This is a genomic window from Pseudonocardia yunnanensis, from assembly GCF_039534065.1.
Classification (GTDB): Bacteria; Actinomycetota; Actinomycetes; order Mycobacteriales; family Pseudonocardiaceae; genus Pseudonocardia; species Pseudonocardia yunnanensis.
Map to the genome: position 1 here is coordinate 385,020 of NZ_BAAAUS010000043.1, position 16,337 is coordinate 401,356.

Below are 16,337 nucleotides of genomic sequence, written 5' to 3' on the forward strand. Positions count from 1 at the left end.
GACGCTCCTTCGCGTGCTCAGCTCGACTGGCGGTTGAGCCCGGTTCTCCTGCCGAGAAGGCGAACCAGGACGACGATCAGGGCGAGGAAGACGACGATGCAGACGCCCAGTGCAGCCACGATGGGATAGCTGCCGTTGGACCACTCCTGGTAGATCGTCACCGACACCACCTGGGTGTCCTGCGTGTAGAGGAAGATCGCCGCCGAGATCTCCCGGAACGCGACGATCACCGTGTAGAGGAACGCCGCCAGCAGCGACGGGGCCAGCAGCGGCACGTAGATCTGGCGGAAGGTGCGCAGCCAGGACGCTCCGCTGGCGGCGGCCGCCTCCTCCAGTTCGTCCTTGATCTGCGCCATTCCCGGCACGATGTAGCGCATGCCGTAGGGCAGGCCGATCGTGACGAACGCGATCACGAGAATCGTCAGCGTGCCGTACAGATGGAACGGCAGAGGCGCCGTCAGGTACCAGTACAGGATGCCCACGCCCATCACCACGCTCGGCACGGCCAGCGGCACGGTGGCCAGTCCGTCGAGCAGTCCGCGGCCGCGGGCCCGGGTCTTGACGGTGATGTAGGCGACCAGGGCGCTCAGCACGGTGACGATCGCACCGGCCAGCACGGCCGTGATGAGGCTGTTGCGCACCGAGGACGTCAGCGCCGGGGTGTGCAGCACCTGCTGGTAGTCGGCGAGCGTCAGGTGGTGCAGGGCCGAGATCGACGGCGGCTCGTAGCCGGGCAGCAGCGACGACCACACCAGCATCAGCAGCGGCAGTGCCACCGCGACGACGAAGAACACGACGAACACCGCGAGCCCGAGCCATCGCCAGCGACCCAGGTCGGTGACGGTGGGCCGGAAGCCCTTGCCGGTGATGGTCTGCGCGGCGGCGCCCGAGCCGGACAGTCGCCGGGAGAGCCACAGGCCGCCGCTGGAGACGGCGAGGATGAAGATCCCGGTGACGCCCACGGTGCCGTAGTCGGTGGGGAAGGTCTGCAGGGCGGAGTAGATCCGGCTGACGAAGACGAACGTGTGCCCGGGCACGCCGATGAGCTGCGGCACCTCGAACGTGGAGATCGTCTGCACGAACATCAGCAGCGCGGCCGACAGGATCGCCGGCCGGATCATCCGCAGGGTGATCATGCGGAACACCCGCAGCGGAGGGGCTCCGGACGCCTGTGCCGCCTCCTCCAGCGACGAGTCCATGTTGGAGAACGCGGCGGCGCCCATCAGGAAGGCGACCGGCGTCACGTGCATCGACTGAACGAGGACCATGCCGGCGAGCGAGTAGATGTTGAACGCGGGCAGGTGCACGGCGCGCAGCAGCACGTTGAGAGCCCCGGTCTGCGGGGCGAACAGCAGCGCCCAGGCGACGGTGTTGAGGATGCCCGGGATGATCAGCGGGATCATGGCCGCGATCTGCGCGAAGAACTTCGCCGGTGTGTTGGTGCGTGCCACGAGGTAGGCCAGGCCGAACCCCAGCACGGTGCACAGCGCGGCGGTGGCCCCGGCGTAGGCGAAGGAGTTGCCCACCAGCCTCCAGAAGGAGGCGCTGCCGAGGGTCTCGCTGTAGTTGCGCAGGGTCCATTCGACCGGCCCGGTGGACAGGAAGGAGGACTGCAGGCTCGCGATCGCCATGGTCAGCGCCGGTACGACGGCCAGGTAGGCCACCACGACCGCGACCACGGCCAGCAGGATGTGTCGCGGGTCGCCGAACCAGGACAGGACGCTTCGAACGCGGTTCTTCGGGCCGCGGGATACACGCGTGGTGCGGGGCTGCGCGGTGCGCGACCCGATGGTCAGGCTCATTGCATTTGCCGTCCTTGCAGGTGAGGAGTAACCGGGGTGGCGTGGCCTGTCAGACGGCGTGCAGAGCCTCCTGGTACTCCTCGAGCAGGTGGTCGTAGGTGTCGGCGCTGATCACGGGCGTGGACCAGGCAGGCGTCCAGTTCGAGGGGTTCCACACGCTCGTGTCGTTCTGCGCGGACTCGCTGAGGGAGACGTGGTTGGAGACGTCCACGACCTCCTGCTGCCCGTCGTTCGACATGATCCAGTCGATGAACAGCTTGGCGGCGGCCGGATGCGGCGCGTTCTTCGCCAGTTCCGCCAGCACGCCCGCCGAGGGCAGCGGGTCGGTGTTGCTGAACGCCATCCGCTCGGGGGTCTCCTTCGCGAGCGACGCCGCCTTGTAGCCGTAGGCGTTGATCGCGGCGACGGGCTCACCCGCCTGCACGTCGGTGAGCGACTGAGTGTGGCTCTCCGCCAGCCGCGGGTCGTTGTTCCCCAGCGCCTTCACCAGCGCGAGAGCCTTGTCGTGGCCCATCGCGGAGATGAGGCCCTCGTACCAGTTGATCGCGTTCGGGTCGATCGAGAAGCGGCCTCTCCAGGCGGGGCTCGTCAGATCCTCGATCGAACGCGGCACGGAGAGGTGCCCGGCCGCGAGAGCCTGCGGGTTGTAGGCGATGGCACTCGTGTTGACGTAGACGACGTTGCGGTAGCCGTCCGGGAGGCTCTGCAGCTGCTCGGGCAACGTCGGGGTCTCGGGCACCCGGTAAGGAGCAAGCGTGCCCACCTGGATGAGCTGGTAGACGGGTTCGGAGTCGGCCGTGATGACGTCGGCGTTGAACTTGCCGCCGCGCTGCTCGGTGACCAGTCGGGTCGGCAGCTTGTCGGCGGACAGGCGCAGCGCATCGACCTTGACCCCTGGGTAGTTCTTCTCGAACGCGGCGATCACGTCGTTGACGTCGTCGTCGGCGAACGTCGTGTACCAGAGCACCGAGCCTTCCTGCCGCGCCTCGGCCAGGAGCTGCGCGGGCTGTTGGGCGGGAGCCACCGCCGTGGTGGTGGTGGCCGCGGGCCCTGCGCATGCGGTCAGTAGTGCGATCAGGAGAAGCGCCGGCGTGAGGCGGGCGGGGATGCGAGGTAGCGGGGGCAGGTGCAGGTCGTGCATTCGGTCCCTCCGGATTGTGGCTGATCGGTTGCCGTCCGCCGGTGGAGGACGGGCTCTGCGGAGGAGGTCAGTAGCCCTGTGGGCGCAGCACGAGACAGCAGCCCAGGGATATCAGCACGGTGACGAACATCAGCCCGAATCCGGCGGTGTAGGAGCCGGTAGCGGCCAGCAGGATGCCCACCAGCGCCGGCAGCGCCGCACCCACGAGGTTGGTGATCGAGGCGAACACGCTGGAGGAGTACTCGGACTGGTGCGTCGGCATCAGGCTGTGCAGCAGGGACCAGTTGGTGACCACGCACCAGGCGTTGCCGGCGAGCCCGAGGAAGATGAAGAAGCTGTCGACGCCCGCGTTGGAGAACAGCACCGTGCCCGCGATGCCGACGCCTTCGATGACGAAACCCCATGCGGCCCAGCCGGCGCGTCTGACCGTCCGGTCCGATGCGCGTCCCACCAGCACCATGACGACGATCGACAGGACGTTCGCCACGGTCAGCACGATGCCGATGTCACTGAGCTCGACGTGGCGCTCCTGCTGCAGGTAGAGCGGCGCCCACGTCACCAGCCCGTAGAAAGGGGCGTTGGTGCCGACGTACATTAGCATCGTCAGCCAGTAGCGGTAGTTGCGGAACGGCGACTCGGGTCCCCGTTTCGGTACCACCGTCGTCGACTCGAACCGGCCTTCGACGATGTGGTTGACCTCTTCCGCGCTCACGCCGTGCGCCTTCTCGGGCTGGTCCTGGAGCAGGGCCAGCACGACGCAGAACGCGAACACGGCGGCGATCAGCGCCTGCGTGAGGAAGGTGGCGCGCCAGCTGAACGCCGTGAGCATCGTCGTCGTGAGGACGCTGCCCAGTGCCGAGCCGACGAAGATGCCCGAGAGCCAGGACGCGTTCGCCCGCGCCCGTTCGTTCATCGGGAACCAGCGGGCGGTGAGGGTGTGTGCCACCGGGTAGAAGCACGCCTCGCCCACCGCGAGCAGGATGCGCGTGCCGTACAGCTCGCCCAGGCTGTTGACGAACGGCGGGAGCGCGAGCGCCACCACCCAGATCCCGGTGCCGATCAACATCGATGTGCGTGGGCCGAGCCTTTTGAGGATGAATCCCCAGGCGAAGAGCGCGATTCCGTAGGCGTAGAGGAACAGGCTGGTCAGCCAGCCGACGGAACCGGGATGAACGTCGAGACCGAACTGATGGCTGAACGCCCGGTCGGCGACGATGACGCCGATCGAGGACTTGCTGAGCTGCGCCACCGAGAAGGCGATCAGCAACGGCAGGCTGACGTGCAGCCACCTCTGCATGTGGCGGCCGCGCAGGGCAGCGGGAAGCCACTCCCTGCCCGTTCCGGGGCGGACGTCCGTTTCGGGTGTCATCGGGATCCTTGCGTGCGGGGTGCGTCGTTGAACTCGGCGCGCTCATGAACTCGGCGACGCTCCGTGTGAAATGTGCGGCGGAACCGGAATGCGAGATCGATGGGGAGGAATCGACATTCCTCAAGCACCGGCATGCGATCCGACGCGACGGCCACCCAGGTGGTGGGGTGGGGGCCGGTTCAGCTCTGTGGGCTCCGGGGGGCGCGGCCGATGAACAGGCAGCTGTAGAACGCCTTCCAGGCGACGTCCACGTCGCTCACGCCCGCGGCTCGGTAGCCGTCGAGATGATCAGCTTCGCTGGGTAGTGGGTAGTTGTGGTGGTGGGAGGGGGTGGCCGCACGGGGTGCGGAGAACTTCTTGCGCACCGCGCGGTAGCGCTTGTCCCACATCTCGTCCTCCGGGCCGATGTGGTCGAGGTTGACCAGCCAGCCGCCCGGGGCCAGCAGGCTGCCGGCCTCCCGGTAGAAGCCTCGGAGCTCCTCGCCTGCCAGGTGGTGGCTGGCCCGCGAGGTGACGAGCACGTCGACCTGGTCAGGTACGCCGGCCGCGCGTAGCGCTGTCATGTCGCCCACCGTGAAGTCGACGCGGTCACCGAAGCGGGCGAGATCCGTCCGGGCGCGTTCCAGCATCGTGTCCGAGACGTCCGTCCAGACGCCGTGCGCGTCGGGGAAGGCGTCGAGCAGGACGGACAGGAACTTGCCCGCTCCGCTGGCCACGTCCACGATCAGCCGCGGTTGCGGGGTTTCCTCGGCCACCAGTCGGGCCGCCATGTGCCGTGGCAGTTCGAGCAGGTCCTGCGGGCCCTGCGGGTCGGCGCCCAGCCAGGCCTGCGCGAACTCCGCATCGGACCACACCGCCGCGGCGGAACGGCTTTGTTCCGGCATCTCGTCTCCTTTGTCAGAGAAGGGGGTCAGGAACGGGCGCCGGCTGGTCCGTCGTACTCGGGCGCGTTCTCCAGGAACACGGTGCTGTTGTAACCGAGCTGCTTGAAGAGCCGGTTCTGGGCGGACACGAAGGTCAGCGGTTCCCCGTCGGCGGCGAAGTGCTGGGCCACCGTGTTCTGCGGGACGTAGAGCGTGTCGCCGGGCTTGAACTCGTGCCGCGTGGGCTCGTTCGCGATGCGGGCGTAGTACTTCTCGGAGAGCTCGGCCGCAACCTCCCAGTGGAGGCTGTACCCGGAGCCGGAGCGGACGTAGAGCACCTCGTCCGCCATGTGCCAGCGCTCGCCGGAGCGGCTGCCCGCGGGGATCTCCAGCACGTAGGCGTCGACACTGAAGGTCCGCACGTCGTCGCCGGGCCGGGACATCACCCGCACCTTGCCGAGCGGGGTCGACTCCCACTGCGTGTCGGCCGACTTCACGACCTTGCGGCGCTTCTCCACGTCCGGGGTCCACAGCTGCGACCAGTCCATGCGCGGGCCGAAGCGCTCCTCGTCGTCGACCGGGCCGCTGCGGCCCTGCTGGAGCAGGCCGAGGTACATCCACATCGACTTGGCCTTGAAGATCAGGCAGCGCGCGGTCTCGTCGTACGGGTTGAAGTGCCGGTGAATCGAGTCCGTGTGGACGATGACCAGGTCGTCCTTCTCCCAGTCGTAGCGCTGGTCGTCATGGATTTCGTAGCCGGCGCCCTCCAGGATGAAGAAGGCCGCCTCGTTCTGGTGCCCGTGGCCGTGGTTCGAGGTGCGCGGGGGCAGTTCGACGAAGTGCACCTGGAGGCTCTGCGTGAGGAAAGGATCGTCGCCCGGTCCGATCCGCCACCATGTGCGGGACTCCTGCGAGTCGCCGGAGTGTGCGACCTTCGCGTCGTCGACCACGACCGAGTCGTCCCGTACCCGTGGCGCGTCGAGCTGGCGGCGCCGGAACTCCTTGAGCCCGTACGTCTCGGACGTGATGCCGCGCAGGAAGACCCTGCCCTTCGTGTCGCTCATACCGCCCTCACAGATCCCGGCCCGAGTCCGCACTCATCGGCCCCGGCCGTCGCTCATCCGACAGTGCCGTAGCGGCGCTGTATCCACCCGTGCAGCGAGCCCGGCCCCACCCGGTGGGCGGAGGCCCTGAGCAATGTGAACAAACCGGGCCGACGGAATGGGCCCAGGACGGATTCGAAGCGGTCCTGACCCACGGCCGGAACATCCACTGCTTCTGGTGGTACGGCCAAGGTTCTGCGGCTCCGACACAACCCGGGCCTCCATTGGCCTAACAGTTATATCAATAGCCCTCAACGCGGGTCAATGGGCCGGAAGGACGCCTTGGGGATCACCACGTTTTACGCTGATTCGGCGGCTGCACGTGAGACCCGCGCGGACGGCGCCGGGAGGACAATGCCTGACGGGTCGATCGCGGCCGCGGCGAAAGGATTGAAAAGGGCGAGACGGGCAGAAAAGTGCAAACCGCCCGCTCGGTTGATCAACCGGTGCGGCCAGGCCGCCGGGGGTCCTCGCTGAATATCAGGGACTTGATGGTGACCGGCACGGTATTCGACGGAAAGCGCACCCGGCCGATGTCGATGTAGTCGAAGTCCCGCAGGCTGAGCCCGTCGACGACCAGGATGTCGCCCGCGACGCCGAGTTCGTCGGTGAGCAGCCGGCCGAGTGTCATGGCCACGTCCCCGTCGAGCATCACGTACACGGGCCGCCCGAGTGCGGTGCGGTGGGCGAGCCCGTCGCGGATCCCCCGCGCGAGCGCCACGACCCGCTGGTAGCTGGGCAGCCCGCTCCACCCCATGGCCAGTGCCACGTCGGCGGTCTCCGGGACGTCGAGAGCGACCAGATGACGCCGGACCGCGTCGGCGACGGCGTCCGAGTCGACCGTCTCGCCGAGCTGGTAGGCGGGCTTCACCACCTGCAGGTTGCGGCGGGGCAGCAGCGAGTCGGGGTCGGTGATGAAGCCGGTGTTCCCGCTGAGCTGCACGCTGTACTCGGATGCACCCAGCGCGGTGGCGCGGATGCACTCCCCGGCGGGCAGCAACGGGAACGGCAGCTCGCCCGAGTCGATCCGGCGGCGCAGGGCTCGGCCCAGTGGGAGACCGAGATCGCCGAACCGCCTGGTCTCGCGGTCGTACACGTACTCGGCGACCCCGCCGGAGAACATCACGCCGTCGATCGGGCCGAGCTCGCCGATCGGTTCGGTCAGGTACAGCCGCTCGATCTCGGCGGGCAACGCGGCCCCGGCGGCGACAGCCGTGATGAGTGCGTCCGCCATGGTCTCGGCGACCTTCTCGATCTCGTCGGCGCGCGCGACATCGCCGAGCGCCCAGTCGTACCCGGCGCGTGCGGCGTGGTCGCGGCCCGCGGGGTCGAGCCGCACGACGCGGTCGTCGGCGTCCACGACCTGGAGCCGGCCGCCGATGTGGACGGCCGCGGTGCGCACGACCTGCCCGCGGTCGAGCACCGCGAGCTTGGTGGTGCCGCCGCCGATGTCGATGTTGAGAATGCGGGTGCCCGTGTCGTACGAGGTCTGCGCGGCGCCCGAGCCGTAGGCGGCCAGCATGGCCTCCATGTTGTGGCCCGCGGTCGCCGTCACCAGTTCACCGCCGCGCTCGGCCAGCACGCCCGCGATCGCCTCGGCGTTGCTGCGGCGCAGGGCCTCGCCGGTGAGGATCACGACGCCGGTGTCGATGTTCTCGGGGTCCACCCGTGCGGTGTTGTAGGCGCGATCGATGATCGAGCCGAGTGCCTCGGCGTCGATGCGCTCGGCGCTCGCGTAAGGGGTCAGCTCGACCGGCGAGCGGTAGTCGGTCTGCCTGCGCACGACGATGTAGCGGCTGGTCAGCTCCTCGCTGATGCGGCGCAGGTGCAGCGTGGAGAAGACGACCTGGGTGCCGGAGGAGCCGATGTCCATCCCGACGCTGCGCAGGGTGACGTTGTCCTGCTGCCAGATCGGGTTGTCCTCGAGCGGGCTGAGCGGCTCGTCGTCGTGCACGTGGTCGTCGCCCGGCGCGTAGAAGGACGAGTAGACCGTGTCCGACTCGTGGCCGTGGCCGTGGCCGTGGCCGTGGCCGTGCGGGGCGGCGTCCGTCACGCGCGTACTCCTCGTCGTGTCGCGAGCGTGGCCGTGCGGCCCGCCTGGGGAGCAGGCGGGCCGCACGGGATGCCCGTACCCCGGTGCCTAGGGCTTCGGGGCGAGCGTGGGAAGTTCGGCCTCGTAGACCGCGTCCATGTTCGGTTCGATGCCGTACTTGGCCAGGGCTTCGCGGAACAGTTCGCGGACCACGGGTGACTCGTCGGCGTAGTCGATCTGGTCGCCGCCCAGGCGCTGGCTGATCCACGCCTTGGGCACGCCCTGGGCGTTGCGGATGGAGACGCCTTCGTGCTTGAACGCGAGGTAGCGGCTGGGCTCCTCGCCGGTGTTGAAGTGCTGGTGGTACCACATGTTCGGTGGGACGATCAGCGCGCCGGGGCCCCATTCGTAGCGTCGGGGCTCTTCGCCCTCGGGCCACATGAGGCTGTAACCGGTGCCGGACAGGATGATCACGTGGGCGCCGGGGCCGTGGCGGTGGCCCTTCTTGTACGTGCCGACGGGGAACTGCGAGATGTGGCTGTTCATCGATCCGCGCGCCATGTTGAAGCGGATGTGCCCACCGCCTGCGCCGCGTTCGGCGGCGTGGACCAGGGGCAGGTTGACCGCGTCTGCCACGAAGTTGGTGTCGAGCAACAGGCCTTTCTGCTCGCCCTTGGGGGCGAAGTAGTCGGGCTCGCCGTTGAAGCGTTTCGGGAAGTCCTTGGCGGTGCCGAAGACGAACTCGACGTCGTCGTAGAGGTTGATGACCGGGGGCATGTTGGTGGAGGCGACGAACCGGGCGGCCTTCTGCCCGGAGCCGTTGAAGTGCTGGTGGTTGGCGTTGAGCGGGATCGCGAACAGCGATCCGGGCTGCCATTCGAAGGTGACTTCGGCGCCGTTGTCGTTCCAGACCTTGGTGGAGCCGTGCCCGTCCAGGACGAGGATCATCTCCTCGAACAGTTGCCGCTGGGGGGCCAGGGCGGCGCCTGCGGGGATCTCGCAGACGTAGCAGTCGTTGGAGGTGCGGGTGGCCTCGTGGTTGATGAACACCCCGCGCCCACCGCGACGGTCCCAGGGTTTGAGATCCACGGTGCGCAGGTCGGGCACGTAGTGGGCGGCGATGATCTCCAGGCCCTCGTTGGCGACCCACCGCGTGTAGGGGGAATCCTTCTCGGTGGCGAACTTCGCCGCCAACGTGTCGTCGACGATCGCGTCCCCGGCCATGCAGCAGACCTCCGCTTCGAGTTCAAGCTATTGGTATGACCATAAGGCCGATATTTCCGCCATGTCAACGCTGCCCCTGCGGAAGGGCGGCGAGCATGTGGTGCTATGCGTCCGCTCGGACCGTCGGTGCATCGTCGGCGGCCTCCGGACGCCTCCAGCGCCGCAGCGTGGGGTTGGTGGCGGCCAGTACGGCCACGACGAGGGCGCAGGCGAGACCGCCGGTGACCGCGGCGACTCCGGCCGACGTGAGGCCGGCGACCGCACCCGCCCTGGCGTTGCCGATGCCCGGCCCGCCGACGCCGACGACGTTCTCGACGGAGACGATGCGACCGAGGTAGTGGTCCGGTGTCTCCAGCTGAACCAGGGACCCGCGGGAGATGACGGAGATCGTGTCGGCTGCTCCGGCGACGGCGAGGCAGGCGAGGGTCGGGAGCAGTGTGTCCGCGAGGCCGAAGCCGGCCAGGGCTACGCCCCAGACACCCGCGGCCGTGAGCTGGACGAGTCCGGCCCGGGGGATGCGCGCCAGGATGCCCGAGGTCAGGCCGGCGGTGATCCCACCGACCGCGATCGCCGAGAGGAAGAGGCCGAGTGTCTGTGGATCCCCGCCGAACCGTTCCTCGTTGAGCACCGGGAAGAGCGCGATGGGCATGGCGAGCACGGTTGCCGCCAGGTCGGTGGCGATGGAGCCGCTCAGGGCCGGGCGCCGCAGGATGAAGCGCCATCCGTCCCGGCTCGCCCGCAGGCCGACGGTCGTGGTTCCCCCGGTGGGCCGCATGCTCGGCAGCCGGGCCACCCCGTACAGGGCGAGCGTGATGGCTGCGGCGTCCACGGCGTAGGCCCACGTCAGTCCTGCGTGGGCGAGTACCAGACCGGCGACGGCGGGCCCCACCAGCATCGCGATCTGGAAGCTGACGTGGTTCAGCGCGATGCCGGCGGGGACCTGGCCGGGTGGGAGCAGCCGGGCCACGAATGTGCGCCGGGCCGAGGACCCCAGCGCTCCGCACGCCGTCTGTGTCGCCACCAGGATCAGGACCAGTGGCAGGGAGTGCGCACCGAGACCCGCCTGGACGGCGAGCAGTACCGCCGCGACGGCCGCGCCGATGCTGGTGACGGCGACGAGCCTGCGCCGGTCCATCGCGTCGGCGAGGACGCCGCCGAGGAGTCCGAAGACGATGGTCGGGACGGCGGTGGCGACCCCGATCGCACCGACCCACACAGCGCTCTGCGTGAGCTCCCACACCTGGTACAGCACCGCGACCACGGCGACCTGACCGCCGAAGCTCTGTGCCATGGTGCCGGCCCAGATGCGGCGGAAGGCCGGATGTGATCGCAGCGGGCGGGTGTCGAGGACGCTGTCGATCAGTCTCACGCCCGGGGCTCCCGATCGTCGCCGGGAGCTGATGGGTGGTCGAGCTGCTGCCTGAGGCGCTCGAGGAACGAGCGTTGTCGCAGCGCGGCGACGATGTCGTCGACCACGCGGGTCAGGGGGTAGGGGATCTCGGCCTCCAGCTCCACCCATGCGCGTTCGGTCGCGCGCCATTCGTCCTCGAGGAACGGCACCAGCGCGCGGCCCCGTTCGGTGAGCGACACCGTGCGCGTGCGGGCGTCCGAGCCGGTCGAGGTGTCGACGAGTCCTTCACGGCGCATCGCGGTGACGGTCTGGCTCATCGCCGAGTGCGTGACGTCGATCTGCTCGGCGAGCTCCTTGACCGTCATCGGACCGCGGTGGCGCAAGCGGATCAACGCCATGCTGAACCGCGGGCGCACCCCCGCGACCCCGTGCTCCGTGTACAGGCGCCCGATGTCGGCGTCCATCTCCGACAGCAGGTCCTTGAGTGGCCGGATCGCGCTCTCCAGCGTCGGGTCGGCCGGATCTCCGGGAGATGTCACAGCGCTAATGTAACAGCGCTTATGGAATCTTTCGCGGGCGGTCCGGGAGAAGATCGCGCAAGATGAGGGCCGGGACAACCAGGAGGTAACAGGGTGGGCTTCGCCTTCGGCATCTTCGACTCGTTCGATCTCGGAGACTCCACGCCGGGTGCGGTACTCGCGAGCCGGCTGGACCTCGCCGTGGCGGCCGAGGCGGCGGGAATCGACCACTACCACGTCACCGAGCACCACGGCACGCCCCTGTCGGTGTGCCCGTCACCGAACCTCTTCCTCGCCGCACTGAGCCAGCGAACCTCCCGGATGCGCATCGGGGCGCTGGTGAACGTGCTGCCGACCTACGACCCGCTGCGCCTGGCCGAGGAGATCGCCGTCCTCGACCAGCTCTGCGCGGGTCGGCTCGATCTCGGCGTCGGCCGTGGGGTCAGCCCCTACGAGCTCGCCTACTTCGGTGTCTCCGACGAGGACTCCAGGGCGCTCTTCACCGAGACGCTCGACGTCGTCACCACCGCTCTGGCGACCGGGCGCATGGTCCATCGAGGCGAGCGTCTGCGCGACTACGACGTCGAGTTGTCGGTGCGTCCCGTACAACAGCCGCACCCACCGCTCTGGTACGCCTCCAGTAACACCAACAGCGCGGAGTGGGCCGGCCGGAGCGGCATCAACTTCGTCGGCCGGTGGAACGGGGGCTCCTTCACCTCCGCCGCGGACACGTACTGGCGTGCCTGGGAGTCCGGCCCACGGCCGCATGGCGGGACGCCGCGGGTCGGGATGGCCGCAACCGTCTACATCGACGACACCGATGCCGGGGCTCTGGACCGCTATCGCAAGGCCAACGACGTCTTCGTCCGCGAGCTCACGAAGCTGTGGCACGACCACGACGACCACCGTGTGGATGCCCAGTTCGACACCGACGCGGGGCTTCGCCGCGGCGCGGCCCTCGTCGGCTCGCCGGAGACCGTCCGCGATCTCCTGCTGGAGCAGGTCGAGCGCGCGGACGTCAACTACTTCGAGGTGACCCTCGCCTTCGGTGACCTCACGCCCGCCGAGAGCGCCGCGAACCTGGAGGCCTTCACCGAGGTGGTGATGCCTGCCGTGCGCGCAGCCACGGCCGGCCGCCCCTACGCCGGATCGTGAAGAGGTCGACGTCACAACTCAACGTCGGTGCGCTGTACAAATACTGTGGATCAACGCTGGGTAGCGGAACGATGACGCAGTGGAACCATCGGCGAATACGGACAAATAGGATCATCCACACTGGTTGCTCGGTTCTACTAGCCCGGACGGACCAATTTTCCGTCCGCGCGGTTACGCACAGTTGTGGAAAATCCGCGTTAGCAGAGGTATGCGGCTTCCGACCGTTTAAGGAAATTTTAATGATATGATTCACGCCACGTTTCGGTTGCATTGTGCGTCGAGCTACTTTCCGGCCGTGGAATCAAGCGTTGTGCCCATAAGGGGCACTCAGGGTTCGGGTCGGGCACGACTTGCGCCCCGAAGAGAGCGCTGCCGGAAACGCGGGTTCGGGACAGCCGCTCGCCGACGGTTGGCACCACGCCAGCGGTGAACAATGTCATCAACTTCCCTGTCCGGTGCTGCCCGCCGCACAGGTGGAGTGCTCTTCACGACGTCGAGTTGTCGGCAATCGGGAGAATCTGTCTCGACTGCGGCACGATTACGAGTCCGGATGACGAACCCGCTGGCACGGATGCAACGGTGATACCCCTAGAACGGCGCTCCACGATTCGACGCCCGCCCGCTTAGCGGGGCGGTAGCGGGATTCCAAGGAAAGCGCTGCTCGAAACCATTTACCACGAACTCGAATCCGAGAACCTCGAGCATCAAGTCTCCGCCCGGCGGAGGGCGGATCTCGCGGCGATCGCCGCGCCGGGATACCTGGTCCGCTGGCCGGCGGGGCCGCGTCATGATCGTTGCGAGTGCCGGGTTGTCGCCCTTGTGGGGGCGGGTCGGCGGATCTCGCGGTGATCTTAGGCGCGTTGATCGTTCCCAGGTCCGGGTTTTCGCCCCGTGGCGGGCGGATCGGCGGATCTCGCGGCGATCATCGCGATCGGACCCTGGGTCCGGTGGCGATCCAGCCGGCCCGTGATCATTCCGAGATCTGTGGTTGCGCCCTCCGGAGGGCGCATGGCCCGATCTCGCGGTGATCTTGGTGTCGCGGTAATGATTGGTCAGGCCTAGTACGACTTCGGCAATCCGAGTGAGTGCTGGGCGATGTAGTTGAGGATCATCTCCCGGCTCACCGGGGCGATCCGTGCCGCGCGCACCGCGCCGATCAGGGTGCCGACGCCGTACTCGACCGACATGCCGTTGCCGCCGTGTGCCTGCACAGCCGCATCGACGGCGTTGATGGCGGCCTCGGCGGCGGCGTACTTCGCCATGTTCGCCGCCTCGCCCGCGGCCGCCTGGTCGCCCTCGTCGTAGAGCCAGGCCGCGCGGGTGGTGGCGAGGCGGGCGAGCTCGACCTCGACGTGTGCCTTGGCCAGCGGGTGGGCGATCGCCTGGTGGCTGCCGATCGGCGCCTGCCACACGGTGCGCTCCCTGGCGTAGGCGGCGCCCTTGCGCAGGGCGTAACGCGCGAGTCCGTTGATGTACGCGGCCACGGTGATCCGCTCCGGGTTGAGTCCGGCGAACAACGCCGCCAGCCCGGCCTCCTCCCCGCCTACGAGAGCGTCGTCGGGCACGAAGGCGTCGTCGAAGTAGACCGTGAACTGCTTCTCGGGGCTGTGGATCGCCATCTCGATCGGCTGGTAGGTCATCCCCGGCGTGTCGGTGGGCACGACGAACATCGCAGGTCGCAGCGTCCCGGTGGCCGTGTCCTCGAGGCGGGCCACCACGAGCGTCGCGTCCGTCTCGTCCACGCCGGAGATGTAGTACTTGGTGCCGCTCAGCCGCCATCCGCCGCGGTCGGCGTCGCGCCGGGCGGTGGTGCTGATCCGGTGGGAGTTCGATCCCGCGTCCGGCTCGGTGATCGCGAACGACATCCGCACGGAACCGTCGGCGAAACGGGGGAGCCACCGTTCCTTCTGGTCGACGGTGCCGGACCGAGCGATCACCGAGGCGGCGATCGCGGGCGATACCACGATCAGCAGCAACGGGCAGCCCGCCGCGGCGATCTCCTCGGCGACGATCGTGAGCTCGACCATCCCCGCACCGCCGCCGCCGTACTCGGCCGGCACGGCCACGCCGAGGTAGCCGGCCGCGGCGGCGTCGGCCCACAGCTCGGTGGTCTTGGCGCCGGTGCGCGCCTTCTCCATCAGGTAGTCGTGCCCGTATCTCGCCGCCATCGCAGCCACGGAGGACCGCAGCAGCCGTTGCTCGTCGGTCTCACGAAGGTCCATGCACCGGTGCCTTTCCCGTCGTCGGGTGTCGTTGCGGGCGATCTTGCCGTGCCCGTCGTCGGCGCCGGTCGTGCGGCTGCAGGAGCAGGTAGGTGGCGAGGCTCTGCGCGTCGGTCATCTCGTCGGTGCGAGCCGTCGCCTCGAACTCGCCCGGTGCGGCAGGAGCTACTTGCGGCGCAGCGTGATGCCCAGTTCGCGGGTCAGGTGCACCTCGATGAACTCGCGCAGGTAGGTCTGGCGCGACAGCTCCGCGAATTGTGCGGTCATCACCGGGTCGACCTTGTCGGTGAGGTGGACGATGCGCCAGTTGTTCAGCGGCCGCTGCTCGGTGCCCGCGACCGAGTGCTCGACGTGGAAGAGTGGCTGACCGGTGCCCGCCCTCACGGTGCGGCCGTCCGGGGTGTCGAATGAGGCGGCGCCGATGAAGAACGCGCGCCGCTGTTCCTCGTCGAGGTGAACGTATTCGATGATCGTCCCGTACGTCGCGGGGTCGAGCCACAGTCGCTGCTCGGTGACGCGGACGAAATCGACCGCTGGGCCCGTTGTCGGCAGGCCGAAGGTTTCCAGGCTGCCTGGCTTGACCACGTTCGGGAGGTAGATATCGGGAGCGGCGGCCTTGCGCTGCTCCATGTCCCACAACATCGATGCGGTGTAGACGAAGCCGGGGGGGTCGGTCTCGTAGTGATCGGCGAGCACCTGGTTGACGTCGACCGACGCCAGGTCGATCGCGGTCCGGCCCGGTGCGTGCCACTCCCGCTCCAGTTCGTCCAACGGTGTGCTTGTCGACGATGCCATCTGGTCCTCCACGGTGCGCAGCTCGAAGTTAGTAAAAATTTATGACTAACTGCACGCTAGCCGCCGCATGCCCGTGCGGCAACGGTCCCCGCTCGCCGAGCTCAGCGCGTATCGGACGGCGTCGACATGGGAGTGGAAACCGGGGGCGACAGGTTTGGCCCTCGGACTACCGACGAGGTGATTCGGCTCCGTTCAAGCCCCGATCGTGCAGCTGCAGGAGCAGGTAGGCGGCGAGGCTCTGCGAGTCGGGAATCTCGCCCGAGCGGGCCATCGCCTCGAACTCCTCGGCGGTGAACCACGCGGTGCGCATGTCCTGCTCGGTGTGCTCGCGCTGAGCGGGGCCCTCGGTGAGATCGGTCGCGAGCCAGACCGTGCCGGTCTGGCTCGACATCCCGGGCGCCACCTCGAGTCTGCCGATCAGATCCATCCGGCCGGCGACGAGCCCGGTCTCCTCGCGCAGTTCCTGCACGGCGAGCTCGGCGGGGTCGATCTCGGCACGGTCGGGGGCCGTGCCGGCGGGGAACTCCCAGCGGCGCCGGCCCACCGGGTAGCGGAACTGCTCCACCATCTGTAGACGGTCGCCGTCGCGGGGGATGACCAGGGCGTATGTGGGCTTGTCGATCACTCCGTAGATGCCGTTGGTTCCGTCCGGGCGGCGCACGGCGTCCTCACGGACCGTCATCCAGCTGTTGGCGTAAACCTGGCGGCTGCTGAGCATCTCCACGGGGACACGGTGCAGGGTGCCGGGATCGGGCACGATCC

General features: G+C 68.5%; 13 protein-coding genes. 1 reads left to right on the forward strand and 12 read right to left on the reverse strand.

From position 1 onward, the window contains the following. Positions 1-17 precede the first annotated feature (17 nt). The 9 genes from ABD743_RS35300 to ABD743_RS35340 all read right to left on the reverse strand — a co-directional run bounded on the left by ABD743_RS35300 (position 18) and on the right by ABD743_RS35340 (position 11,424). Positions 18-1,802, reverse strand: coding sequence for an ABC transporter permease (locus ABD743_RS35300; RefSeq protein WP_344727580.1), 1,785 nt, complete (start codon positions 1,800-1,802; stop codon positions 18-20). A 49-nt stretch (positions 1,803-1,851) separates the two neighbouring features. After that, a complete protein-coding gene (locus ABD743_RS35305) occupies positions 1,852-2,943 on the reverse strand; it encodes an ABC transporter substrate-binding protein (protein WP_344727581.1) in 1,092 nt (363 codons plus the stop codon). A 67-nt stretch (positions 2,944-3,010) separates the two neighbouring features. Further along, entirely contained in the window at positions 3,011-4,312 is a 1,302-nt protein-coding gene (locus ABD743_RS35310) for an MFS transporter (protein ID WP_344727582.1), read from the reverse strand. Between the two features lie 179 nt (positions 4,313-4,491). Next, positions 4,492-5,196 (reverse strand): class I SAM-dependent methyltransferase, encoded by a 705-nt coding sequence (locus ABD743_RS35315; RefSeq protein WP_344727584.1) that lies wholly within the window; start codon positions 5,194-5,196, stop codon positions 4,492-4,494. Between the two features lie 26 nt (positions 5,197-5,222). Then, entirely contained in the window at positions 5,223-6,239 is a 1,017-nt protein-coding gene (locus tag ABD743_RS35320) for a cupin domain-containing protein (RefSeq protein ID WP_344727585.1), read from the reverse strand. Between the two features lie 478 nt (positions 6,240-6,717). Beyond that, entirely contained in the window at positions 6,718-8,331 is a 1,614-nt protein-coding gene (locus tag ABD743_RS35325; RefSeq protein WP_344727586.1) for an ethanolamine ammonia-lyase reactivating factor EutA, read from the reverse strand. Between the two features lie 87 nt (positions 8,332-8,418). Then, the gene (locus ABD743_RS35330) at positions 8,419-9,534 is read right to left on the reverse strand and encodes a cupin domain-containing protein (protein ID WP_344727588.1); all 1,116 of its coding nucleotides are present in this window, start codon (positions 9,532-9,534) and stop codon (positions 8,419-8,421) included. A gap of 103 nt (positions 9,535-9,637) precedes the next feature. Further along, entirely contained in the window at positions 9,638-10,903 is a 1,266-nt protein-coding gene (locus ABD743_RS35335) for an MFS transporter (protein WP_344727589.1), read from the reverse strand. Continuing rightward, positions 10,900-11,424, reverse strand: a complete 525-nt coding sequence (locus ABD743_RS35340; protein WP_344727590.1) for a MarR family winged helix-turn-helix transcriptional regulator — start codon at positions 11,422-11,424, stop codon at positions 10,900-10,902. Before ABD743_RS35340 ends, ABD743_RS35335 begins: the two co-directional genes overlap by 4 nt. Positions 11,425-11,517: 93 nt before the next feature. Between ABD743_RS35340 and ABD743_RS35345 the strand changes: the two genes are divergently transcribed. After that, positions 11,518-12,558, forward strand: a complete 1,041-nt coding sequence (locus ABD743_RS35345; RefSeq protein WP_344727591.1) for an LLM class flavin-dependent oxidoreductase — start codon at positions 11,518-11,520, stop codon at positions 12,556-12,558. A gap of 1,058 nt (positions 12,559-13,616) precedes the next feature. Here ABD743_RS35345 and ABD743_RS35350 read toward each other — a convergent pair. From ABD743_RS35350 to ABD743_RS35360, 3 genes are all read right to left on the reverse strand, one after another. After that, positions 13,617-14,780 carry an acyl-CoA dehydrogenase family protein gene (locus tag ABD743_RS35350; protein WP_344727593.1) on the reverse strand — a complete coding sequence of 388 codons (1,164 nt, stop codon included), beginning with the start codon at positions 14,778-14,780 and terminating at the stop codon, positions 13,617-13,619. 165 nt (positions 14,781-14,945) lie between these two features. Then, the gene (locus ABD743_RS35355; protein ID WP_344727594.1) at positions 14,946-15,575 is read right to left on the reverse strand and encodes a hypothetical protein; all 630 of its coding nucleotides are present in this window, start codon (positions 15,573-15,575) and stop codon (positions 14,946-14,948) included. A 166-nt stretch (positions 15,576-15,741) separates the two neighbouring features. Beyond that, complete coding sequence (locus tag ABD743_RS35360; protein ID WP_344727595.1) at positions 15,742-16,299, reverse strand: NUDIX domain-containing protein; 558 nt, start codon at positions 16,297-16,299, stop codon at positions 15,742-15,744. Positions 16,300-16,337: the final 38 nt, after the last annotated feature.

Coding starts and splice junctions, on each gene's coding strand:
- ABD743_RS35305 (WP_344727581.1), bottom strand. CDS start 2,943: ATGCACGACCTGCACCTGCCCCCGCTACCTCGCATCCCCGCCCGCCTC.
- ABD743_RS35310 (WP_344727582.1), bottom strand. CDS start 4,312: ATGACACCCGAAACGGACGTCCGCCCCGGAACGGGCAGGGAGTGGCTT.
- ABD743_RS35300 (WP_344727580.1), bottom strand. CDS start 1,802: ATGAGCCTGACCATCGGGTCGCGCACCGCGCAGCCCCGCACCACGCGT.
- ABD743_RS35315 (WP_344727584.1), bottom strand. CDS start 5,196: ATGCCGGAACAAAGCCGTTCCGCCGCGGCGGTGTGGTCCGATGCGGAG.
- ABD743_RS35320 (WP_344727585.1), bottom strand. CDS start 6,239: ATGAGCGACACGAAGGGCAGGGTCTTCCTGCGCGGCATCACGTCCGAG.
- ABD743_RS35355 (WP_344727594.1), bottom strand. CDS start 15,575: ATGGCATCGTCGACAAGCACACCGTTGGACGAACTGGAGCGGGAGTGG.
- ABD743_RS35330 (WP_344727588.1), bottom strand. CDS start 9,534: ATGGCCGGGGACGCGATCGTCGACGACACGTTGGCGGCGAAGTTCGCC.
- ABD743_RS35350 (WP_344727593.1), bottom strand. CDS start 14,780: ATGGACCTTCGTGAGACCGACGAGCAACGGCTGCTGCGGTCCTCCGTG.